The 21,809-nt window shown below is 61.0% G+C and carries 15 protein-coding genes, 3 tRNA genes and 3 pseudogenes; 13 read left to right on the forward strand and 8 right to left on the reverse strand.

The genetic code is table 11. The annotated features are described in order from the left end of the window. Window positions 1-72 precede the first annotated feature (72 nt). From ilvC to ilvD, 4 genes are all read right to left on the reverse strand, one after another. Window positions 73-1,098, reverse strand: a complete 1,026-nt coding sequence (ilvC, locus tag LDP01_RS05755; protein WP_263422257.1) for a ketol-acid reductoisomerase — start codon at window positions 1,096-1,098, stop codon at window positions 73-75. Between the two features lie 100 nt (window positions 1,099-1,198). After that, window positions 1,199-1,711 carry an acetolactate synthase small subunit gene (ilvN, locus tag LDP01_RS05760; protein ID WP_216923893.1) on the reverse strand — a complete coding sequence of 171 codons (513 nt, stop codon included), beginning with the start codon at window positions 1,709-1,711 and terminating at the stop codon, window positions 1,199-1,201. A gap of 2 nt (window positions 1,712-1,713) precedes the next feature. Further along, a complete protein-coding gene (locus LDP01_RS05765) occupies window positions 1,714-3,618 on the reverse strand; it encodes an acetolactate synthase large subunit (protein ID WP_224090848.1) in 1,905 nt (634 codons plus the stop codon). 290 nt (window positions 3,619-3,908) lie between these two features. Then, window positions 3,909-5,630, reverse strand: coding sequence for a dihydroxy-acid dehydratase (ilvD, locus tag LDP01_RS05770; RefSeq protein WP_224090849.1), 1,722 nt, complete (start codon window positions 5,628-5,630; stop codon window positions 3,909-3,911). 229 nt (window positions 5,631-5,859) lie between these two features. Here ilvD and LDP01_RS05775 point away from each other — a divergent pair, with 229 nt between their 5' ends. The 4 genes and pseudogenes from LDP01_RS05775 to LDP01_RS05790 all read left to right on the forward strand — a co-directional run bounded on the left by LDP01_RS05775 (window position 5,860) and on the right by LDP01_RS05790 (window position 8,685). Further along, on the forward strand, window positions 5,860-6,918 hold the full coding sequence (locus tag LDP01_RS05775; protein ID WP_224090850.1) for a sunset domain-containing protein: 1,059 nt from the start codon (window positions 5,860-5,862) through the stop codon (window positions 6,916-6,918). A 101-nt stretch (window positions 6,919-7,019) separates the two neighbouring features. Further along, window positions 7,020-8,224: pseudogene (locus LDP01_RS05780) on the forward strand (PQQ-dependent sugar dehydrogenase). A 118-nt stretch (window positions 8,225-8,342) separates the two neighbouring features. Next, window positions 8,343-8,418: transfer RNA gene (locus LDP01_RS05785), tRNA-Lys, on the forward strand. A 194-nt stretch (window positions 8,419-8,612) separates the two neighbouring features. Continuing rightward, a tRNA-Lys gene (locus LDP01_RS05790) sits at window positions 8,613-8,685 on the forward strand. Window positions 8,686-8,832: 147 nt separating this feature from the next. Here the strand turns inward: LDP01_RS05790 and LDP01_RS05795 are convergent. Next, window positions 8,833-9,292 (reverse strand): annotated as a pseudogene (locus LDP01_RS05795) (MarR family winged helix-turn-helix transcriptional regulator). An 85-nt stretch (window positions 9,293-9,377) separates the two neighbouring features. Here LDP01_RS05795 and bcp point away from each other — a divergent pair. The 7 genes and pseudogenes from bcp (at window position 9,378) to LDP01_RS05830 (ending at window position 18,512) form a co-directional block, all read left to right on the forward strand. Then, window positions 9,378-9,851: a thioredoxin-dependent thiol peroxidase gene (gene bcp / locus LDP01_RS05800; RefSeq protein WP_224090853.1), complete on the forward strand. Its 474-nt coding sequence runs from the start codon at window positions 9,378-9,380 to the stop codon at window positions 9,849-9,851. Between the two features lie 63 nt (window positions 9,852-9,914). After that, window positions 9,915-9,996 (forward strand) — tRNA-Leu (locus LDP01_RS05805). A gap of 243 nt (window positions 9,997-10,239) precedes the next feature. Continuing rightward, entirely contained in the window at window positions 10,240-11,907 is a 1,668-nt protein-coding gene (locus LDP01_RS05810; protein ID WP_224090855.1) for an ABC transporter substrate-binding protein, read from the forward strand. 79 nt (window positions 11,908-11,986) lie between these two features. Beyond that, complete coding sequence (locus LDP01_RS05815) at window positions 11,987-13,492, forward strand: malate:quinone oxidoreductase (protein ID WP_224090858.1); 1,506 nt, start codon at window positions 11,987-11,989, stop codon at window positions 13,490-13,492. Window positions 13,493-13,558: 66 nt separating this feature from the next. After that, window positions 13,559-16,774: an efflux RND transporter permease subunit gene (locus LDP01_RS05820; protein WP_224090859.1), complete on the forward strand. Its 3,216-nt coding sequence runs from the start codon at window positions 13,559-13,561 to the stop codon at window positions 16,772-16,774. Window positions 16,775-16,910: 136 nt separating this feature from the next. Beyond that, window positions 16,911-18,017: pseudogene (locus LDP01_RS05825) on the forward strand (LLM class flavin-dependent oxidoreductase); the annotation flags it as partial. Between the two features lie 99 nt (window positions 18,018-18,116). Then, window positions 18,117-18,512: a MarR family winged helix-turn-helix transcriptional regulator gene (locus LDP01_RS05830; protein ID WP_224091060.1), complete on the forward strand. Its 396-nt coding sequence runs from the start codon at window positions 18,117-18,119 to the stop codon at window positions 18,510-18,512. 50 nt (window positions 18,513-18,562) lie between these two features. Here the strand turns inward: LDP01_RS05830 and LDP01_RS05835 are convergent, their stop codons facing one another. The 3 genes from LDP01_RS05835 to LDP01_RS23660 all read right to left on the reverse strand — a co-directional run bounded on the left by LDP01_RS05835 (window position 18,563) and on the right by LDP01_RS23660 (window position 20,307). Beyond that, entirely contained in the window at window positions 18,563-19,369 is an 807-nt protein-coding gene (locus LDP01_RS05835) for a transglutaminase-like domain-containing protein (RefSeq protein ID WP_224090861.1), read from the reverse strand. Window positions 19,370-19,439: 70 nt separating this feature from the next. Further along, window positions 19,440-20,015 carry a hypothetical protein gene (locus tag LDP01_RS05840; RefSeq protein ID WP_346658912.1) on the reverse strand — a complete coding sequence of 192 codons (576 nt, stop codon included), beginning with the start codon at window positions 20,013-20,015 and terminating at the stop codon, window positions 19,440-19,442. A gap of 22 nt (window positions 20,016-20,037) precedes the next feature. Then, window positions 20,038-20,307, reverse strand: coding sequence for a hypothetical protein (locus LDP01_RS23660; RefSeq protein ID WP_346658913.1), 270 nt, complete (start codon window positions 20,305-20,307; stop codon window positions 20,038-20,040). A gap of 62 nt (window positions 20,308-20,369) precedes the next feature. Here LDP01_RS23660 and LDP01_RS05845 point away from each other — a divergent pair, with 62 nt between their 5' ends. Both LDP01_RS05845 and LDP01_RS05850 read left to right on the forward strand, forming a co-directional pair. Continuing rightward, a complete protein-coding gene (locus LDP01_RS05845) occupies window positions 20,370-21,044 on the forward strand; it encodes a DUF1684 domain-containing protein (RefSeq protein ID WP_224090863.1) in 675 nt (224 codons plus the stop codon). A gap of 123 nt (window positions 21,045-21,167) precedes the next feature. After that, window positions 21,168-21,800 (forward strand): DM13 domain-containing protein, encoded by a 633-nt coding sequence (locus tag LDP01_RS05850; RefSeq protein WP_224090865.1) that lies wholly within the window; start codon window positions 21,168-21,170, stop codon window positions 21,798-21,800. Window positions 21,801-21,809 lie beyond the last annotated feature (9 nt).

Raw genomic sequence — 21,809 nt, forward strand, 5'->3', positions numbered from 1 at the left:
AAACAGCGACGCCCGCCCGGCTTTGTTCGCCGGACGGGCGTCGCTTCCAGTGCCCAGGGCACTGGCAAAGGATCAGCGGGCTGCGGAGCCTTCGACGTAGTCCTGGTCCTGCTGCTGCCAGGAGAACAGGGAACGCAGTTCGCGGCCAACCTCTTCGATCGGGTGCTGCTCTGCCTTGGCACGCAGTTCCTTGAACTCGACGGCACCGTTGTCCTGGTCCTCGATGAACCGCTTGGCGAAGGCACCGCTCTGGATGTCCGCGAGGACAGCCTTCATGTTTTCCTTCACCTCGGGAGTGATGACGCGGGGGCCGGAAACGTAGTCGCCGTACTCTGCGGTATCGGAGACGCTCCAGCGCTGCTTGGCGATGCCACCTTCCCACATGAGGTCAACGATGAGCTTGAGCTCGTGAAGGACCTCGAAGTAGGCGATCTGCGGCTGGTAGCCGGCTTCGGTGAGGGTTTCGAAGCCGTACTGGACCAGCTGGGAAACGCCGCCACAAAGGACCGACTGCTCGCCGAAGAGGTCGGTTTCGGTCTCTTCGGTGAAGGTGGTCTTGATGACACCGGCGCGGGTGCCACCGATGGCCTTGGCGTAGGACTTGGCCAGCTCCCAAGCGGAACCGGATGCGTCCTGCTCAACGGCGATGATGTCCGGGATGCCACGGCCGGCTTCGAACTCGCGGCGCACGGTGTGACCCGGAGCCTTCGGAGCGACCAGGATGACGTCAACGCCTGCAGGGGGCTCGATGTAGCCGAAGCGGATGTTGAAGCCGTGGGCGAAGGCGAGTGCCTTGCCTTCGGTCAGCTTGTCCTTGATGGAGTCGTTGTAGATCGAGCGCTGGTGCTGGTCCGGCGCAAGGATCATGATGACGTCTGCCCATTCAGCGGCGTCGGCAACGTTCTTGACAGTGAAGCCGGCGTCTTCTGCCTTGGCGGTCGACTTCGACCCTTCCTTCAGCGCGATAACAACCTCGACGCCGGAATCGCGCAGGTTCAGTGCGTGCGCGTGGCCCTGGGAACCGTAGCCGACGATGGCAACCTTGCGGCCCTGGATGATCGACAGGTCTGCGTCGTCGTCGTAGAACATTTCAGTCACTTGCGTAACTCCTCTTGAGTGGTTTCTGGATATTAATGTGGTGCTGCGGTACTGGACGCAACGCTCGGCATGGCATGCTAACGCGGCCTATGCCTGTTTCCTACGCGGAGCGGAGCGCCCTGTCACTCATGGAGCGGGATCCCCGTCCAACGGCCAGGGTGCCGGACTGCACGATTTCACGGATGCCGAACGGCTCGAGCACTGAGAGCAGTGCAGCGAGCTTCTCGGGGGTACCGGTTGCCTCGATCACCAACGAGTCTGTAGACACGTCGACGACGGCGGCACGGAACAGGTCTGCAGCTTGGGTTACCTGCAGGCGTGTCGCGGCATCCGCACGTACCTTGACCAGGATGTGGTCGCGTTGTACGGAAGATTCGGAAGTCAGCTCAACGATCTTAATCACGTTGATCAACTTGTTGAGCTGCTTGGTGACCTGCTCGATGAGGTCGCCGTCGGCATCGACGACGACCGTCATGCGGGACATGCCGGGAACCTCGGTGGGTCCCACAGCCAGTGAATTGATGTTGAACGCGCGCCGGGCGAAGAGGCTGGCTACGCGGGTCAGCACGCCGGGCTTGTCTTCGACCAGAACGGACAGTGTGTGGCGGCTCATGCCTAGTCCTCCTCTTCCCATTCCGGGGTCATATTGCGGGCAACCTGGATCTGGTCATTGCTGACACCTGCCGGCACCATCGGCCAGACCATCGAGTTGGGGCTGACGACAAAGTCGATCACGACCGGGCGGTCGTTGATTTCAAGTGCCTTCTGGATGGTGGCATCGATGTCTTCGTCCCGCTCACAACGCAGTGCGGCACAACCATAGGCGTCCGCCAGCTTGACGAAGTCCGGAATGCGGACGGTGTCGTGGCCGGTGTTCAGATCCGTGTTCGAGTAACGGCCTTCGTAGAACAGTGTCTGCCATTGGCGGACCATGCCCAGCGAGGAGTTGTTGATAATGGCGACCTTGATCGGGATGTTGTTGATGGCGCAGGTGGCCAGTTCCTGATTGGTCATCTGGAAGCAGCCGTCGCCGTCAATGGCCCAGACCACGCGGTCCGGCTCACCAACCTTGGCACCCATGGCTGCCGGAACCGAGTATCCCATGGTTCCGGCTCCACCGGAGTTCAGCCAGGCGTGGGGGCGCTCGTACTTGATGAACTGCGCAGCCCACATCTGGTGCTGGCCGACGCCGGCCACGTAGATACCCTCCGGACCTGTGAGCTCGCCGATGCGCTTGATCACGCGCTGCGGTGCCGTCAGTCCGTCCTCGGGTTCAGTCCAGCCCAGGGGGTAGGTGTCGCGCAGGTTGCCCAGGAACGCCCACCATGCATCCAGGTCCGGTGCACCGCTTTGCTCGAACTGCGTCTTCACGGCCTCGGTCAGTTCCGGAATGATCTCCTTCACCGAACCGACAATCGGGACATCGGCCGTCCGGTTCTTGGAGATTTCCGCGGGATCGATATCCGCGTGGATCACCTTGGCGAAGGGAGCGAACGTCTTCAGCACACCTGTAACGCGGTCATCGAACCGGGCACCGAGTGTAATGAGGAGGTCTGCCTGCTGGAGGGCGGTGACGGCAGATACGGAGCCATGCATGCCCGGCATTCCAACATGGAGTGGATGCGAGTCAGGGAAGGCGCCGCGGGCCATCAGCGTGGTGACTACCGGCGCTCCGGTTGCCAGCGCCAGCTCCATGAGTTCTGCAGAGGCGTGTCCCTTGACCACACCGCCACCCACGTAGAGAACAGGCTTACTGGAGGCAGCGATCAGCTTGGCAGCTTCGCGTACTTGCTTGCTGTGGCCGCGGACCACAGGGCGATAGCCCGGCAAGTCAACTTTCGGCGGCCAGGAGAAAGTCATCTGGCCTACCTGGGCGTCCTTGGCAATGTCAACCAGGACCGGTCCCGGGCGGCCCGTGGACGCGAGGTGGAAAGCTTCTGCCATGACATGCGGAATGTCGTTGGGGTCAGTCACCAGAAACGAGTGCTTGGTGATGGGCATGGTGATACCCACGATGTCCGCTTCCTGGAAGGCATCGGTGCCGATGACTCCGCTGGAAACCTGGCCGGTGATGGCCACCATCGGCACGGAATCCATGTGGGCGTCCATGATGGCGGTAACGAGGTTTGTGGCACCGGGTCCCGAGGTGGCGATGCAAACGCCAACCCGTCCGGTAACCATGGCGTAGCCTTGCGCGGCGTGGCCTGCTCCCTGTTCGTGACGGACCAGGATGTGATTCATGCTGGAGGCCATCAAGGGGTCGTAGGTGGGCAGGATCGCGCCACCGGGCAAACCGAAAATATCGTCCACGCCGAGTTCTTCGAGCGAACGGACAATTGCTTGCGAGCCGGTCATCACCGTTGGGGGTACAACGTTGTTCGGCCCAAGTACAGGAGAGAGAGGTGCAGCAGTGTCGACGACGACGGCCTCAGCCGTACGGTCGACCTTATCCGGAGCCTTTGGGGCTCCAGCGGACTTTGCAGCCATCAGCGAGGGGCTGATCGGCGATCCTTTGCTCATCGGACTCTTCCTTAGTGGATCTTCGATTGATGGGTCTTGCTTCGGGGAATAAAAAAACCCCTCAGCCTTCCGGCTTTTCGAGGGGTTGCGCGTGACAGTTCGTTACCAGTCGGGCTAAGCCACGCGCTTGGTAAGTACGACGACGCCGACGGTAACGAATGAGATCATGCGTTCAGTGTTCCCTCTAAGTGAGATACGTGTCAATTGACCACCATCGTATCTCACCATATGGACAGTGGTGTCCGCCTACCGGACTCCCCCGCCAAAGGCCCGGGAGTCCGGTACAGGCATCAGCCGCAGTACGCTCCCGTGGACGCGCTGTGGACCAGCTTTGCATACTTGGCCAAAACACCCTTGGTGAACTTCGCCGGCAGGGGCTCCCAGCCAACCTTGCGGGCTTCAAGCTCCGCCTCGTCCACCAGGAGGTCGAATGAACGTGCCGCAATGTCAACACGAATGCGGTCGCCGTCCTGGACGAAGGCGATGGGACCGCCGTCGACCGCTTCAGGCGCAACGTGGCCAATGCACAAACCGGTGGTACCGCCGGAGAAGCGGCCATCGGTCAACAGCAGCACATCCTTGCCCAGTCCGGCGCCCTTAATGGCACCGGTGATCGCAAGCATCTCGCGCATGCCCGGACCACCCTTGGGGCCTTCATAGCGGATGACCACGACGTCGCCCTTGTGGATCTCACCGTTGTCCAGTGCGTTAAGGGCCCCTTGCTCGCGCTCGAAAACGCGTGCCGTGCCCTCAAAGACGTCGGCGTCGAAGCCGGCGCTCTTCACCACAGCCCCTTCCGGAGCCATGGTGCCGTGCAGGATGGTGATACCACCGGTCTTGTGGATGGGGTTGTCCAGTGCCCGAAGGATCTTGCCGTCAAGGTCCGGCGGGTTGATCGAGGCGAGGTTCTCGGCGAGCGTCTTGCCCGTAACCGTAAGGCAGTCACCGTGCAGCAGCCCGGCGTCGAGAAGCGCTTTCATGATGACCGGCACGCCGCCGATCTTGTCCACATCAGTCATGACATAGCGGCCGAAAGGCTTTAGGTCCCCGAGGTGCGGGATCTTATCGCCAATGCGGTTGAAGTCATCCAGGGTCAGTTCAACCTCGGCTTCGCGGGCAATGGCGAGCAAGTGCAGGACTGCGTTGGTGGATCCGCCGAACGCCATGGTGACCGCGATGGCATTTTCGAACGCCTTCTTGGTCATGATGTCGCGTGCAGTGATTCCCAGGCGAAGCAGGTTCACCACGGCTTCGCCGGACTTGCGTGCAAAGTCATCGCGACGGCGGTCTGCCGATGGCGGGGCGGCCGAACCCGGCAGGGACATGCCCAGCGCCTCGCCAATGCATGCCATCGTATTGGCCGTGTACATACCGCCACAGGCGCCTTCGCCGGGACAAATGGCCTTTTCGATGCGGGTGAGGTCCTCCATGCTCATCTTGCCTGCTGCACAGGCGCCGACAGCCTCGAAGGCATCAATAAGCGTGACTTCCTTCTCCGAGCCGTCCTCGAGCTTGACCCATCCGGGCATGATCGAGCCGGCATAGAGGAAGACGGAGGCGAGGTCCAGCCGGGCAGCAGCCATGAGCATGCCGGGAAGGGACTTGTCGCAACCAGCCAGGAGAACCGAGCCATCAATGCGTTCGGCCTGCATGACGGTTTCGACGGAGTCGGCAATGACCTCACGGGAAACGAGCGAGAAGTGCATGCCCTCGTGACCCATGGAAATACCGTCCGAGACGGAGATGGTGCCGAACTGCATAGGGAATCCACCACCGGCGTGGACGCCTTCCTTGGCGCCCTGCGCAAGACGGTTGAGGGAAAGGTTGCAGGGGGTTATTTCATTCCATGAGCTGGCGACACCAATTTGCGGTTTGGCGAAGTCGTCATCCCCCATCCCCACAGCACGGAACATGCCACGCGCGGGTGCGGCGTGAATTCCGTCGGTTACGACCCTGCTGCGGGGCTTGATGTCCGGTTTGGTATCTGTCGCAATTCGGGTGGCGTCGCTCATGGTCCAAAGTCTATGTGTCAGCGGAAGCGGCCCACGACGTATTCGACCCGGATTAAGCACGAAGAGAAGAATATTTCCTCGCCGCCGGCGGAAAACCGGCCATTTCCGTGATGTCGCCAACTGCATCACAACCGGGGCTGGAAGGCCCCTAAACGCTGGACACCCCATTTGCAGCCACGTAACGTCGGAAATACCACTAACTGCACCCTGTGAGCAGAAGGGCCTCACCATGGACTGGTTGATTTGGGTCATTGTTATTGTGCTGATCGTCGCGATTGTTTGGTGGCTCCTGAGCCGCAACAACGCCAGGAATTCCTCAACTGCACCATTGGGCACTGCCTCTGGAACCACTGCCCCTGGAACCACTGCCCCTGGAACGCCTGCCCCTGGAACCGGGGCTCCCGGACGGCCGGGCACTGCCCCACCCGCCGCAATGGAACCCAGCGACACGATGTCGATGCCCGATACAGCAGCGGCGGTGGCTGGCGTCGCGGGCCTGGCTGGGGTCACGAATATGGGGAAGGCAGCGGCTGAGGGCAGCGGCCCCGTCGAGTCCAGTATGGAGTCGCGCGTCGAAACCGAAGCCCACGCCGGACAGACGGTGGACGAACCTGTCGTTGAAACGCCTGAGCTCGACGAGCCAGTAGTCGATGAACCAATGGTGGACACGGATGCACAGGTCACTGCCGGGGATGTCGATGACTGGGAGGCTGCCGGAACGCCGGCATCCGTACCCAGGGCGGACGAGCCCGCAGTTTCTGTGCCTGTAGCACCTGCGCCGGCAGTTTCCGAACCATCGGTTTCTGAATCCCCCGTTTCCGCATCCCCTGAGGGAGTGACCGCGGATGATGTGACGCGCGCCGACGACGCGCCCAAGGTGGACGGGTCAGCGGCCAACGCCGCAGACGCCAACGCAGCCGATAAGGCTGAGTGGGAATCCTCGTGGACGGATGCAAGCGGCGCAGTGGGCCACCATCACGAATACACGGATCAACACTCGGCCACGCTGGCGGGAGCGGAAACCGCGGCTGCTGAAACGGACGACGAGGATTCAACGGCAGCAACGGGCCATCTCGCCGCCGAGCATCCCTACGGGGTTGGCTCTGCAGGAGCCGCGGCAGACGGCACTGGCCCCGAGGGCTACCCGGTGAAGGCCAACGCTACAACGATGACCTATCACGATGAAGATACCGCCGGCTACGCCGAAGCAACCGCGGATGTGTGGTTCGAATCCGCCGCACATGCGGAAGCGGCCGGGTTCCGCCCTCCTCCGCGGAACAGGCACTGAGCGGAACAGTCGCTTAAGGGCACAGGCACTGAGCGGAACAGGCACTGAGTGCTCCGCAGGTAACCGGACTCACTTCCGGGAATCGTTCGTGGGAGAGCGATATGGGCAGATATGCAGTAAATGCTGGCGACCAACCCGCCAACGGTTTCTGCCGGTTGGTGCCCACCCGGGCCGCAGTGCTGTTTCCGGCCGCTTTTTTACTGGCGGCCCTGCTGGCGGCTTGCACGGGTAGTCCGTCGTCGCCAGGTTCCGCGGCCACCCCTGACGGCTCCATCAGCTCCAGTGTCCCCGTGTCGCCCGGGACGGGCTCCACCTCCGGGTTGGTGCCACCTGCTTTTCCACCAAAATTGGAGGTACAGCAAAAGCTCGACGCCGGCCTGCAGCTGCCGTGGTCCGTCGTCTTCCTGCCGGACGGCACAGCCATCGTGTCAGAACGCGATTCGGCCCAGGTCAAAAGCATTCGTGACGGCAGGACAACGACCATCGGTGAGGTTGCCGGCGTCGATCCTGGTGGCGAAGGTGGGCTTCTAGGCCTTGCCTTGTCTCCGGACTTCGCCAGTGACCGCTGGCTTTACGCCTATTTCACGTCAGCCACGGACAACCGGATCGCCAGAATGCGCTTGTCGGAAGAGCCGGGAGGCACTTTGAGGCTCGGCGACCCTGACGTGGTCTTTTCCGGCATATCAAAGGCCTCAACCCACAACGGCGGCCGGATCCGTTTTGGCCCTGACGGATTCCTCTATGTGGGCACCGGCGATTCGCAGCGCCGGGAACAACCCCAGGATACAAACGCCTTGGGCGGGAAGATCCTCCGGCTGACTGCCGACGGACGCCCTGCTCCGGGCAACCCGTTCGGAGACAACCCCGTCTATAGCTACGGACACCGGAACGTGCAGGGTTTGGCATGGGACAGTGAGGGGAGGTTATGGGCCAGTGAGTTTGGTCCGGACGTGGACGACGAACTGAACCTGATTACCCCTGGCGGCAACTATGGCTGGCCCACAGTGACGGGAGCCCCGGGCCGCAGCGGGTTCATTGATGCCAAAGTTGTTTGGCCTTCAACTGCTGACGCGTCGCCCAGCGGATTGGAAATTGCCGACGGCGTGGCCTACACGGGGGGCCCCTTCGCGGCCAACGGCTTTGGGCCATCCCGCTCAACGGCGACAATGCGGGTTCACCTGTGGCTTACTTCACAGGCGAGTATGGTCGGCTAAGGGACGTCGCCAAGGCTCCCGACGGGACCTTGTGGGTCCTCAGCAACAACAGAAACCCTGATTTTGCGCTGATTTTGAGGGCGTCTTCGTGAACCTACAACGCCCGGCGCCGCCGATTTCCCTCATCCGCCGAAGTCGTGTAGAGTTACATGTCGTTGCGGAGATCGCCGAGGGAACAAAAGCCCCCGGGTATGGTCGAAATCAACAGCTGCACCTCTAGCTCAACTGGCAGAGCAATTGACTCTTAATCAATGGGTTCCGGGTTCGAGTCCCGGGGGGTGCACCAAGGGAAGGCCTTGGAGTGATATTCACTCCAAGGCCTTTTTTCGTTGCTTTGTTGCGCTGGAACACCACTCTTCGTGGAATGCATCACGCCGGGGTAATTCTGGTTAGCAGCGCTCAAAAAGTGGTGTAGAGTTATCTGTCGTTGCGGACGTCAACGGAGAATATGACTCCTTCGTTTTGACCGAAACAATAGCTGCACCTCTAGCTCAACTGGCAGAGCAATTGACTCTTAATCAATGGGTTCCGGGTTCGAGTCCCGGGGGGTGCACAGAATAGGAAAGGCTCCGGATCGTTGCTACGATCCGGAGCCTTTCGTGCTTTGGCTTTTCCTGCTTTCCCATGCCGGGAAGTTCCTTACCTGCGTGGCTCAGGGGAATGAGTCAGCTTCACCTGGCCACGTTCGGGCGGGTCGGGTTCAAACCGGCGGGTTGGCGTCCCCCACAGAACGGTCAAGCGCGGGTATTCCGGCGAGGGCCACGGACGACGATCTTGAGTTCGTCGCGCAGCCTGGCGGTGTCGACCTCAACCAGGGCCAGCACGTCCTGCTCAAGCCGCACAGCTTCGGCCAAAGCTGCAGAACCGGCGTCCGTGAGCGTCACAACGTGGCTGCGGCGATCCGAGTCGCTGCGCTGGCGGCTGACATGCCCGTGCAGCTCAAGCCGTGCAAGAGTAGTGCCCATGGTCTGCGCCTTGACCCTGGCAACTTCAGCCAAAGCAGCCTGCGTTATGGGCCCTTTCGCAGCAAGGACTTCCATGGCGATCACGCCGGCATGCGTCAGTCCGATGTTCTTCAATTTTTCATTCCATGAGATTTCCACGAGTCGCGCCGCTGTTGAAAGCAATCGCGTGGTGGGCCATCTCTCCATATCTGGCATGCCGCCAGTATATGCGCGCGGAAGCTGTCGCCGTTGCTTCCGGCCACTAAGCTGGGGAGTCGCGAACGTTAGCAAGGAGCAAATTATGGCGGAACGTCTTATTCCCGGTGATGTAGCCCCGGACTTCACTCTTCAAGACCAAGATGGCAACAACGTCAGTCTTTCCGACTTCCGTGGACGGAAAGTCATTGTCTACTTTTATCCGGCAGCATCCACCCCCGGCTGCACCAAGGAGGCCTGTGATTTCCGGGACAACCTCGCGTCCCTCCAGACTTCGGGTTATGAAGTAGTGGGAGTCTCTCCAGATCCGGTGAAAGCACTGGCCAAGTTTGCGGGGGAAGAACAGCTGACGTTCCGCATACTCTCGGACGCAGAGCATTCGGTGGCCGATGCCTACGGCGCCTGGGGCGAGAAAAAGAATTATGGCCGCACCTACATGGGCCTCATCCGTTCCACGATCGTGGTGGATCCGGACGGAAAGGTCCAGCTGGCCCAGTACAACGTCAGAGCCACAGGGCACGTCGCCAAGCTTCGCCGCGACCTCAAACTCGACAAGTAGCGGGTACACTGGAGGCCGGAAGAAGGCTCCGGTCAGCCCACAGGGCAGTCCAGTGGCCAGCCAGCGCGAGTGGTGAAATTGGCAGACACGCAGGATTTAGGTTCCTGTGCCTTCGGGCGTGGGGGTTCAAGTCCCCCCTTGCGCACAGCAGAGGTAACAACACAGCAGTTGGAGCAACACGACAGCAACACAGTGGTGAAGAACCACGGATTCTGAAACGCCCCCGGTTCGCTGAACATTTCATTCGGACCGGGGGTGTTCTTTCCTCAAGCAGACGGGGACCATGCCCGCAACACGCCTGAACCGGCACCGGGGGCGTTCAACTAGACTGGAATGCGGTCTGGCCGAAGCCGGCCACAGCACTTCCGACCGGCTTGAGGGGACAAGAGTGGCAAGCAGCAAGATACGGCGGCTGGGAATACTGTTCACGGCAGTCCTCGTGATTTTGGGACTGGCATCATGTACCGGAACGCCTGGGCCTGCAGCGTCGTCATCGGCAAGCAGCACGGCAGCTGCGGAGCCGACGGCTACGTTTAATTTCGGTACGGCATCCATGCCGTTGGGCCTCGACCCGGCAATGACAGCAGATTCGGAGTCATACCGCGTGACCCGCCAGGTCCTTGAGGGACTTGTAGGCGTCGACGGCACCACGGGGCAGACTACTCCCCTCCTCGCCACGGAATGGAAAGACAGCAACAACGGGCTGAGCTACGACTTCAAGCTGCGTGAAAAAGTAACCTTCCATGATGGAACGCCGTTTGATGCCGCTGCCGTTTGCGCCAACTTCAACCGCTGGTTTACGTTTCCCGCCGACCTGAGGAAACAAGCGCCCGGTATCTCATTCCAAGGCGTCTTCAAGGCCTATTCGGACGAGCCCGTGTTTTCGATCTTCAAGGACTGCAAGGTTGTTTCCGCCAGCAACGTCCAGATCAACCTCACCCGGCCCTTCACAGGTTTCCTGCAGGCCCTGACGCTTCCCGCCTTTGCCATATCCTCCCCCGCCGCATTGGAAGGACAGAAGGCCAACGTCCTGGACAAGGCGCAAAATGGCCAGGCGGTGTCCGCCTATGCCAGCCATCCGGTGGGAACAGGCCCTTACGCATTCACTGCCTGGGACGAACACAAGATCACGTTGACCAGCTATAAGGGCTACTGGGGCAACAGGGGCCAAATCGCCGTCATCAACTTCATTCCTTACGACCACGCCGAAACGCGCCAGCAAGCGCTCCTGGACGGCAAGATCGACGCCTACGATCTGGTGACATCCGGAACCTTTGATCAACTGGTCAAAAAGGGTGTCCAGATCATCCAGCGTGACCCGTTCTCGGTGATGTACCTCGGCATGAACCAGGCGGTTGCACCCTTGGACAAGCTGGAAGTCCGCCAAGCCATCGAGATGGCTATTGACAAGGAATCGCTCATCCGCAGGTTCTTCATAGACAACACGGCACAAGCTTCTCAGTTTGTTCCCCCGAAGCTCAGCGGTTTCAACAACAATGCCCCGTCGCTGGGATACAACCCGGAGAAGGCGAAGGAGCTGCTGGAAAAGGCCGGGTACAAAGGCGAGGAACTGAAGTTCTACTATCCGCTCAACGCCACACGGGCCTACATGCCCACCCCGGAGAAGATCTACGCCGAGATCAGCCGCCAGCTCGTCGCCGTAGGCATCAATATCACGCCGGTTCCCGTGGACTGGGAGGATGGCTATCTCCAAAAAGTGCAGTCCCCTGGCGATCACGCCCTGCACCTCCTGGGCTGGAATGGCTCCTATGCGGACGCTGACAACTTCCTGGGCCCGCTTTTCGGAGAGGCCAGGGGTGAGTTCGGATATACGGATTCGGAAGTTTTCCACAAGATCGAGCGGGCCCGCGCCCTGCCCGACGGCGATGAGCGCAATACCCAGTACCAGTCCATCAATGCCGAGATAGCGGCCTCCGTACCGGCCGTGCCCATAGCCTTCCCAATCTCTGCGCTTGCCCTGTCCGACAAGGTGGAAAGCTATCCCGCTTCACCTGTCCTCAACGAAGTTTTCACAAACGTCCGCTTAAAGCCTTGACGATTCCCTGTAATTTCAGTATTGCGTCTGCCCGGGGATATTCTGTGACAGCCAGTGCCGCCGCTAACGGAGATTGATCGTGACCTTCATTTCCAAGACTCAACATGCCGACGTCGTCCTTATTGGCGGCGGAATCATGAGTGCCACCCTTGGTGCGTTCATCAAGCAACTCGAACCCACCTGGACCATCTCCCTCTTTGAACGACTCGAAGAAGCGGGACTCGAAAGCTCCGGACCATGGAACAACGCCGGCACCGGACATGCTGCGCTGTGTGAGCTTAACTACTCCCCCGCGGCCAAAGACGGCTCCGTGGATCCTTCCAAGGCCATCCACATCAATGAGCAGTTCCAACTTTCGCGCCAGTTCTGGTCCCATCTGGTGGACAGCAATGTCATTGGCTCCCCCAAGGGCTTCATCAACACTGTTCCGCACATGAGCTTCGTCATCGGCGACGATCACGCGAACTTCCTGAAGACCCGGTACGAGGCCCTCAAGCCCAACACGCTGTTCCGCAGCATGGAATACACCGAGGACCAGGACAAGATCGCCAAGTGGGCACCCCTGATCGTCAAGGGCCGGGACCGCAAGCAGCGCGTTGCAGCCACCCGCGCGGCGGAAGGCACCGACGTCGATTTCGGCGCCCTGACCCGTGAACTGACCGGCTACCTGCGGGCCACCGGGGCCGAGGTTAACTTTGGCCACGACGTCACCAACATCCATCGTGCATCAGGCGGCGGTTGGGATCTTTCCCTCAAACACCCCAAATCTGGTGAGCACGGCCGCATCCACGCCAAGTTCGTCTTCGTGGGCGCCGGTGGTGGCGCACTGCACCTGCTTCAAGCCTCGGGCATCCCGGAAAGCAAAGGCTATGGCGGATTCCCCGTCTCCGGCCAGTTCTTCCGCTGCACGGACGAGTCCATCACCTCCCAGCACAGCGCCAAGGTATATGGCCAGGCGTCCGTTGGCGCCCCACCCATGTCCGTCCCCCACCTGGATACCCGGTTTGTTGAGGGCAAGCGTTCACTCCTCTTTGGGCCGTACGCTGGTTTCTCCACGAACTTCCTGAAGACCTCCAGCTACCTGGACCTCCCGCTGTCCATCCGCCCGGGGAATATTATTCCGATGCTGGCGGTGGCCAAGGACAATATGGACCTCACTGCTTACCTCATCAAAGAGGTAGCCAAGCGCCACGAGGCGAAGGTGGAGTCCTTGCGTGAATACTATCCCGAGGCCGTTGGCGCTGATTGGGAGCTGATCACTGCAGGCCAGCGCGTCCAGATCATCAAGAAGCACCCGCAAAAGGGCGGCATACTGCAGTTCGGTACTGAGGTCATCGCGTCCCGCGATGGTTCAATCGGCGCCCTTCTGGGTGCGTCTCCGGGAGCTTCCACGGCTGTTCCGATCATGATTGAGCTGTTGCAGAAGACGTTCCCCAAGAACTTCAAGGGTTGGCAGTCCAAGCTCAAGGACATGATGCCGGGCTATGGCGTGAAGCTTAACGAGAACCCGGAGCTTGCCGCCGAGCTTGAGGCAAGCACTGCACGGTCGCTGCAATTGGAAGTAGCCAACGCCCTTCAGAGCTAGGCCGGCCGGGGCTGCGGCCGGGTTCCCGTCAGCCGAATTATTCCGTAGATCTCAGGAGACTATGCAATGTTCCGCCTGGCCACGTTGTCCCTGGGAAACCGTGCCCTGATCGCGCTGATCACCGTCTTTGCGGCGGTGTTCGGCGTGATCACCATGGGCTCGCTCAAGCAGGAACTTATTCCGTCGATCGAGTTCCCGCAGATCACCGTCATTACCTCCATGCCGGGCGCTTCTCCCGAAGTGGTGGACAAGCAGCTGAGCAGGCCCCTTGAGACGGCTCTGAACAGCGTCGAGGGACTTGAGTCCACTACCTCCACATCCCGCAATGGTGTTTCGCAGATCACCATGGTGTTCACGTACGGCTCCAACCTTGACCGCGCACGGAACCAGATCGACCGCGCGATATCCAACGCCAAACGCGTGCTTCCGGCCGACGTCGAACCTCAATCCATTGCCGGCAACATCAGTGACTTTCCGATCGTGTTCCTGGCTGTCTCCTCTGACAAACCACTCAGCGAACTCAATGCCGACCTCCAGCGCTTGAGCGTTCCCCGACTGCAAAAAATCGACGGCGTACGCGGCGCCGATCTGACTGGCGGCTCCAAGCAGCACATCCTGATCCAGCCCCGCCCTGCCGATCTTGCGGCGAAGGGGGCGTCCATCCAGTCGATCAGCAGCGCACTGAAGAACAACGGTGCCCTGGTTCCTGTGGGCACCATAGAGGACCAGGGCAAAACCCTGTCCCTGCAGCTGGGCAGCCCGGTTGATTCCCTTGACGTCATTAAGGGCTTGCCGATATCCGGCGCCAAGGATTCCGCCACCATCGGAACTGTGGCTGATGTCAGCATCGAGGACGATGCCGCCACGTCCATCACGCGCACGAATGGCAAGCCAACGCTGGCGCTGTCAGTCACCAAGAAGCCCGAAGGCGACACTGTGGCGATTTCGCACGCGGTGCGGGACGCACTTGCGCCGATGGAAGCAGAGTTGGGGAACAACGCTGCCTTCACGCCAGTCTTCGACCAGGCTCCCTTCATAGAGAAGTCCATCAAGGACCTCACCACCGAAGGGCTCCTTGGCCTGGGATTTGCCGTCGCTGTCATCCTTGTCTTCCTCATGTCCGTGCGGTCCACGCTGGTTACCGCAGTGTCGATCCCGCTTTCCCTCTTAATTACGTTCATCGGCATTTCCGCCACGGGCTACTCGTTGAACATCCTTACTCTCGGTGCGCTTACCATCGCCATTGGCCGTGTGGTTGATGATTCGATCGTGGTGATCGAGAACATCAAGCGGCACTTAAGTTATGGCGAACACAAGCTGGCCGCCATCCTGACCTCCATCCGGGAAGTTGCCGGCGCTATCACTGCGTCCACCCTGACCACAGTGGCTGTCTTCCTGCCCATCGCCTTCGTCGGCGACCTCGCGGGCGAGTTGTTCCGGCCCTTTGCCCTGACGGTAACCATCGCCCTGTTGTCATCCCTGCTGGTTTCCCTCACGATCGTTCCAGTCCTGGCTTACTGGTTCCTTCCTTCGCCCCGCCAGGATGCCGAAGCATCAATCACGCGCAACGAGGCTGCTGCGAAGGCCCGGGAGGCCGAGCAGCGCAGCCGGCTCCAGCGGGGTTACTTGCCTATCCTCGCGAAGACCCAGAAGCACCCCGTCCTTACTTTGTCTGCGGCGGCCTTGGTGCTGGTGGCGACGGTCGCGGTATCGCCGCTGATTGCCACGGACCTGCTGGGGAGATCCGGCGAGAACAGCATGACAGTGCGCCAGGTCCTTCCCGCAGGAACGAGCCTGGAGGCCACCAGCGCTGAAGCCACCAAGGTGGAGGATACGCTCCGGGGCATGGAGGGCATCAAGGACGTCCAGGTGACGTCCGGTAACGCCCAGTCGGGCTTCGCCGCGCTAACGTCAACTGGTTCCTCCAACTCGACCTTCACGATCGTTACGGACGAGAAAGCGAACCAGAAGAAGCTTCAGGATGATGTCCGCTCCAAGCTCCAAGGTGCAGCGGGCAAGATCAGTGTGGGTTCCCAGCAGGGCGGATTTGGCACATCATCGACGGTGGACATCACCATCAAGGCCGCCAATTCCGCTGATCTCCGATCTGCAAGTGACACCATGGTCAAGGCGATGCAGGACGTACCTGGCAGCACCGAGGTGTCTACCAACCTCGCCGCGAACCAGTCCGTGGTCCAAGTGCGCGTGGATCGTGCGAAGGCAGTGGCCGCCGGTCTGACGGAGGAGCAGGTGGGGGCTTTCCTGGCGTCGACCGTCAGCCCGGTTCCGGCAGGTACGGTACGCATCGAGACCAACGACTACCCCGTCCAGATTGGAAAGGGAACGCGCTTTACCAGCATCGTGGCGGTACGCGCACTGCCACTTCCGACGCCGCGTGGTCCTGTGGCGCTGGAGAGTATCGCGACCGTGGAACAAGTCGATACGCCTGTGTCCATCACCAGCAGCAACGGCCAGCGGACCGCGAAGGTGACGGTGACGCCGTCGGGGTCCAACCTGGGCAGCGTCAGCACGGAGGTTCAGAAGCGGTTGGCGTCGGTTGACCTGCCTGCCGGCGTCACTGCCGCGATCGGTGGTGCCACGACGCAGCAGACAGAATCCTTCCGGCAACTTGGCCTGGCTCTCCTGGCCGCGATCGCGATCGTCTACGTGATCATGGTGGCTGCCTTCAAATCGTTGGTGCAGCCGCTGATCCTCCTGGTTTCTGTCCCCTTCGCTGCCACAGGCGCTGTGGGCTTGCTGTTGGCTACGGGCGTTCCGCTGGGGTTGCCATCGCTGATTGGCATGCTGATGCTTGTTGGCATCGTGGTCACCAACGCCATCGTGCTGATCGACCTCATCAACCAGTACCGCAAACCCCACAACGGCACGCCGGGCATGAACGTGGCTGATGCCATTACCCACGGTGCCCGTCAGCGCCTGCGCCCCATCCTGATGACGGCGTTGGCCACGGTGTTCGCGCTGACTCCGATGGCCCTGGGCCTCACTGGTGGCGGTGGTTTCATTTCGCAGCCGCTGGCAATCGTCGTGATCGGTGGCCTGGTGTCCTCGACGGCGCTAACACTCATCCTGGTCCCCGTCCTTTACAAGCTGGTGGAGGGACGCCGGGAGAAAAAACAACTCCTGAAGCAATTGCAACACCGTCCCGAAGTCACACCCGGTCCGGGAAACGGCGGGAACGGCAAGGACGACTTCGCCGATTGGACCACTGGAATGGTACCCCGCGTTACGGGACGCCGGGCGGCAAACAACCCCGCGGAGTAGCGCCGCATCACAGCCAACAGGGCCGGGAACAATTCCCGGCCCTGTCCTGTTACAGGCAGTGATACATGCAAATGCATCTAGTTTGGGATACACTGTTTATAGAGCCCGGGACCACGGGCAGGGAGAAAGGCACATCATGCAGATCGGCGTATTCAGCGTCAGTGACATCACCACTGACCCCACCACGGGCCGCACGCCCACGGAGAACGAACGCATCAAGGCCTCGGTTGCCATCGCCAAAAAGGTTGAAGAAATCGGCATGGATGTCTATGCCATTGGCGAGCACCACAACCGGCCCTTCTTCTCTTCCTCCCCCACCACCACCCTGGCCTACATCGCAGCCCAGACCGAGCGCATTACCTTGTCCACGGCCACAACCCTGATCACCACGAATGACCCGGTCAAGATCGCCGAGGACTTCGCGATGCTGCAGCATCTCTCCGATGGCCGGGTAGATCTGGTGCTTGGGCGCGGGAACACAGCTCCTGTATACCCCTGGTTCGGAAAGAACATCCAGGACGGGATCGAGCTCGCGATCGAAAACTACAGCCTGCTCCGCAAGTTGTGGGATGAGGATACGGTCAATTGGTCAGGCAAGTTCCGCACACCACTGCAGAACTTCACGTCCACTCCGCGCCCCTTGGACGGCGTTGCCCCCTTCGTGTGGCACGGATCAATCCGCACGCCGCAGATCGCCGAAGTAGCTGCCTACTATGGCGACGGCTTCTTCGCCAACAACATCTTCTGGCCCAAGGAGCACTACCAGCAGTTGATCGGCCTCTACCGCGAGCGCTACGAGCACTATGGGCACGGCACGGCCGACCAGGCAATCGTGGGATTGGGTGGCCAGTTCTTCATGAGGAAGAATTCCCAGGACGCCGTCAAGGAGTTCCGTCCGTACTTCGACAACGCACCGGTGTACGGCCACGGCCCTTCCTTGGAGGACTTCACCTCACAGACTCCCCTGACCGTGGGCAGTCCGCAGGAAGTCATCGAGAAGACGCTCACCTTCCGTGAGTTCTTTGGCGACTACCAGCGGCAGTTGTTCCTGATCGATCACGCAGGTTTGCCCCTGAAGACCGTACTGGAGCAGCTTGACCTCTTCGGCGAGGAAGTCCTTCCTGTGCTCCGCAAGGAATATGCTGCCTTGAAGCCGGCCAACGTGCCGGACGCGCCAACGCATGCTTCCCGCGTTGCCGCCGCCATGGAGGCCAGCGTCAACGAGTCTGCTCCAGCTGGAGCCCCGGGTCAGGAGGCCCTGATGTCCAGCCCTTCGGCGTCATCCGCCGTTCGCCTCGCCGCCGAGACCTGGGAGTCGCTGTTCCGCTCCCAGGTGGCGGTGATGCGGAAACTTCAATCAGGTCCTGCGTTCAAATCACTGCCCGTGAAGGAGTACGACGTCCTGTTCACGCTCTCGCGATGCCCTTCGGGCCAGCTGCGGTTGAACGAGATCAATGACAAAGTGCTGCTGAGCCAGTCCAGCCTGAGCCGTTTGGTGGACCGTCTGGAGAAGCGCGGTTTGGTGGAACGGACAACAGCGCCCGACGACGGACGTGGAGTGCTGCTGTCCCTGACCGAATCAGGCAGCGAGCTGCAAAAAACAATTGGCCGGGAACACGTGCGTGATATTGCGCAACTCGTGGGGCCGGCGCTGACGGTGGAGGAGCAGCGCGAGCTGTTGCGGCTGACGGAGAAGCTGCGGGCCTCGGTGGCAGGACACCAGGGGACGCACGGGTAAGCCTGCTGCCCTCCGCCATCCTGCCCAGGTTAATTTCAGCGCAGGTTATCTCAGCGCAGGCGGAGGAGCTGCCGTGGATCCTCCATTGGGAGCTCGCCGTTGACTGATGCGCTGACTTTGAGGGTCTTCAGCGACAGGCTGCCACCTACAGTGGACAAGAAGGCTGTGTCTGAAGAATCCCGTCCTGCCGTAATGCGAAGCATGGACCCGCGGGGCGCCAGCCCCGTGGGATCAATGATGTGCCATTCATTCTCGATGTAGGCCTCTGCCACAGCGTGGAAGTCCATGGGGCTCAGACCAGGCGCGTACACAGCCGCGAGGCGGGCGGGAACATCCTTGGACCGCAACAGGGCGATGGCCAGATGGGCGAAGTCACGGCATACACCCCGGCGGTGGAGAAGCGTCTCCACCGCCCCGTCGGTTCCTCGTGAGGACCCACTAACGTAACGAAGCTCTCCGTTGACCCAATCGCGGACAGCATGGAGCAGTTCGGCCCCGCCAAGGCTGCCGAACTCGGCGTAAGAGGTGGGCAGCAACCGATCAGATTCGGCGTAGCGGCTCGGCCGGACGTACCGGATGAGTTCCATCGGCGAGGGTGTGTCGCATTCTGCGAAGCCATGGACCGTTGCCTGGTAGTCAACCGTCACTTCGCTGGGCTCCGCGAATTCCATATATTGAAAGCGGCCCCCGTGATGGTCGCTGAGTTCAGCGAAAGGAATCTCGTTCCCATCCAGAGTGATGGAGAGTGTTTCCGTCACTGACTCGTACCCCGGATTGTTGGCCACGGCAATGGCCATGGCCACTTTCGTGTTGGCTACAGTCTTGAAAACGAGCTTGGCAGCAACGTTGCGTTCCATTGATCTCCGGGGTGGGTTGCGGCGGGACAGCCCCCGATGTCGCCGTTGTGTGGATCAGCCAACCGCAGGACTACAGATTGACCTTCAGAGACAGTAGCATCCGTTGGACGTTCGCGAATTCAGAATCGTGGGCGACGTACTTCGCGGCCATGTCCAAGGTGTCAAAAGTCTTTGCGGGGGCTACTTTTTCATCGGCGGCGAAGGCATGGACCGCCGTGACATCCCCGAAAGAGTAGTCGCCCTTGCCGGCAGGCCCCTGAACGCGGTTCCTCAGTTCGCAGGCATGCCCGTCGGCGCCAGCCACCATGTTGGTGATGCCATAGGATCCGAAGAATTTGTAACCCTGGATCACGCGGAAAACGACGCGGGGATCAATGGTGTCCGGACCATCGGAGTGCGGAACATCCAGTGGCACACTGCTGATAACAACGTAGGGATGGCTTTGGCCCGCGGGGCAAGAGATTGGACCGGCAGGAGGCAGACCTGTCTGCAGGGTCGCGATGTATCGGCCTCCGCCATCTTTGACTTCGACCTTCAGGGCACCGGGCAATGAGCCGGCTTGAGCCGTGACCGACTGGGCAATCCAATCGCCGGGGAGTTCGAAGCTGATTTTTTTGGCCGGATCCGTGTAGGTCTTCCAGGTCAACGCCGTGGCTGCCGGGCTCGGGTCAGAGCTGGTTGCAGCACTTGAGCCGGGTGTCGCGGACGGCGGGTTGGAGACGGCGTCTCCTGGCGGCGTCGTGCTTTTCGACCCGGAGCCTTGGGACGGGAGGCCTGACTCCTGAACCATTGGGATGGGAGCCGGAGGTCTGGGAAACCTGTGGCCCCTTGTTTTCAGTGGAACAGGCCGCGGTAGTTGTCAGCAGGACAGCACCCAGTACCATGACGCCGAACCGAAGCTTCGCCGTCATGCCGTTGGGGTAGGGAGTGCCGTTCATGCGCACAGCTTATCGGCGGGGAAGGCCCGACACGGGATTTGACGGCGTACTAGGCTGAAGACATGGCTCCCGATCAGCACGACGCATTCGAGGACAACATGCCCGCCATGTCCGCCGTTGACGTTGCGGACTGGCGGCTTCGGACCTTCGCCCTCTATGACCAAGTGCGGCAGCTGGCGGCTACGGATCCGTTCGATGCACACAACTATTGGCGCCAGGAGCGGGACCGGATGTTTGCTACCCATCCCGCATCCGCCCTGACAGCAGAGATGAAAGCATCCTTCTCCGGGCTGCGTACGGCCGACTACGATCCCGCCTTCCGGATGTACGTTCCGCTGTCGCCGGAGGGAACGGGACAGGAAATGAATGTTCAGACAGGGACCGACGGCGTAGTTCCGTTTGTGAGGATTGGAACCTTTGAGCTGCCGGGGCTCGGGTCCCTGGCCGTTTGGCGGCTGCGAAGCTATGGGGGCGGCATCTTCGTGCCTTTGCGCGACGCTACCGCCGGCAAAGAGGGTGGAAGCTACGGCGCCGGAAGATACCTTTTGGACACCGTGAAGGGCGCTTACCACGGTGTCCGCCGCATCGATGAACGGCAGGAGTTCATCGTGGACTTAAACTTCGCCTACAACCCGTCCTGCGCCTATAACGAAGCCTGGGCGTGCCCCCTTGCCGGACCGGCCAACCGGCTCGCAGCGGAGGTACCAGTAGGTGAACTGTATTTGGGAGAAGGCTAACGCCTCCCGAAGCCAGCCGCCGTGCGGGCCGACACTGCGGCGCCTGGGAAGGACGAAGTCAGCGTCACGGAACCGTAAGTTTTGGTAACTGTGGGCCGGACCGTAAAAGCCTAGCCTTGGAGCATGAACAGAATTGGGCGGATGATCCGTGGCCACAGGGTCCTTGCCACCGTGGTGGGCGTGGCGGTCGTTTTCCTGGTCATCGTTGGGGCCGCGCTGTTCCAGCCCTGGCGGCTGTTTACGAGCAGCAGCGTGAACGAGGCCCTGCCTTGGGATCCTCCTGCATCAACGTCGGCGTCTCCCTCTAATGCACCGACTTCCGATGCACCGACGTCCGACGCACTGACTTCCGACGCACAGGGCAGTGGCTCCCCTGCCCCCAACACCTCTGCCTCCACTCCGGCAGTCAAGACGGAACCTGTGGTGCTGGGCTTCGGCAATTTCCAATCCCAGGAGCATCAGACTTCCGGTACTGCACAGCTCCTGGAACTGCCCGATGGCTCCCGCGTGCTGAGGTTGGAAAACCTGGCCAGCAGCGACGGGCCGGATGTCAAGGTCTGGCTTAGCAGCCTTGAAGCAGGAGGCGATTGGTACAAGTACCGCTCGGCTCGGTATGTGGACCTCGGCCCCATCAAGGCCACGCACGGCAACCAGAACTACGTCATCCCATCCGGGGTGGACGTCTCAGGCCTGTCATCGGTGGTGCTCTGGTGTGACCGTTTCAGCGTCGCTTTCGGATCGGCGCAGCTTGCCTGACCCGTTGTG

The sequence above is a fragment of the Arthrobacter sp. StoSoilB13 genome (genome assembly GCF_019977255.1).
GTDB lineage: Bacteria > Actinomycetota > Actinomycetes > Actinomycetales > Micrococcaceae > Arthrobacter.

Excerpts from the sequence above, each read along its gene's own strand:
- LDP01_RS05765 (WP_224090848.1), bottom strand. The coding sequence starts at position 3,618 with ATGAGCAAAGGATCGCCGATCAGCCCCTCGCTGATGGCTGCAAAGTCC.
- bcp (WP_224090853.1), top strand. The coding sequence starts at position 9,378 with ATGGCGGAACGTCTTATTCCCGGTGATGTAGCCCCGGACTTCACTCTT.
- LDP01_RS05820 (WP_224090859.1), top strand. The coding sequence starts at position 13,559 with ATGTTCCGCCTGGCCACGTTGTCCCTGGGAAACCGTGCCCTGATCGCG.
- LDP01_RS05835 (WP_224090861.1), bottom strand. The coding sequence starts at position 19,369 with ATGGAACGCAACGTTGCTGCCAAGCTCGTTTTCAAGACTGTAGCCAAC.
- ilvN (WP_216923893.1), bottom strand. The coding sequence starts at position 1,711 with ATGAGCCGCCACACACTGTCCGTTCTGGTCGAAGACAAGCCCGGCGTG.
- LDP01_RS05850 (WP_224090865.1), top strand. The coding sequence starts at position 21,168 with ATGAACAGAATTGGGCGGATGATCCGTGGCCACAGGGTCCTTGCCACC.
- LDP01_RS05775 (WP_224090850.1), top strand. The coding sequence starts at position 5,860 with ATGGACTGGTTGATTTGGGTCATTGTTATTGTGCTGATCGTCGCGATT.
- LDP01_RS23660 (WP_346658913.1), bottom strand. The coding sequence starts at position 20,307 with ATGAACGGCACTCCCTACCCCAACGGCATGACGGCGAAGCTTCGGTTC.
- LDP01_RS05830 (WP_224091060.1), top strand. The coding sequence starts at position 18,117 with ATGCGGAAACTTCAATCAGGTCCTGCGTTCAAATCACTGCCCGTGAAG.
- LDP01_RS05845 (WP_224090863.1), top strand. The coding sequence starts at position 20,370 with ATGGCTCCCGATCAGCACGACGCATTCGAGGACAACATGCCCGCCATG.
- ilvD (WP_224090849.1), bottom strand. The coding sequence starts at position 5,630 with ATGAGCGACGCCACCCGAATTGCGACAGATACCAAACCGGACATCAAG.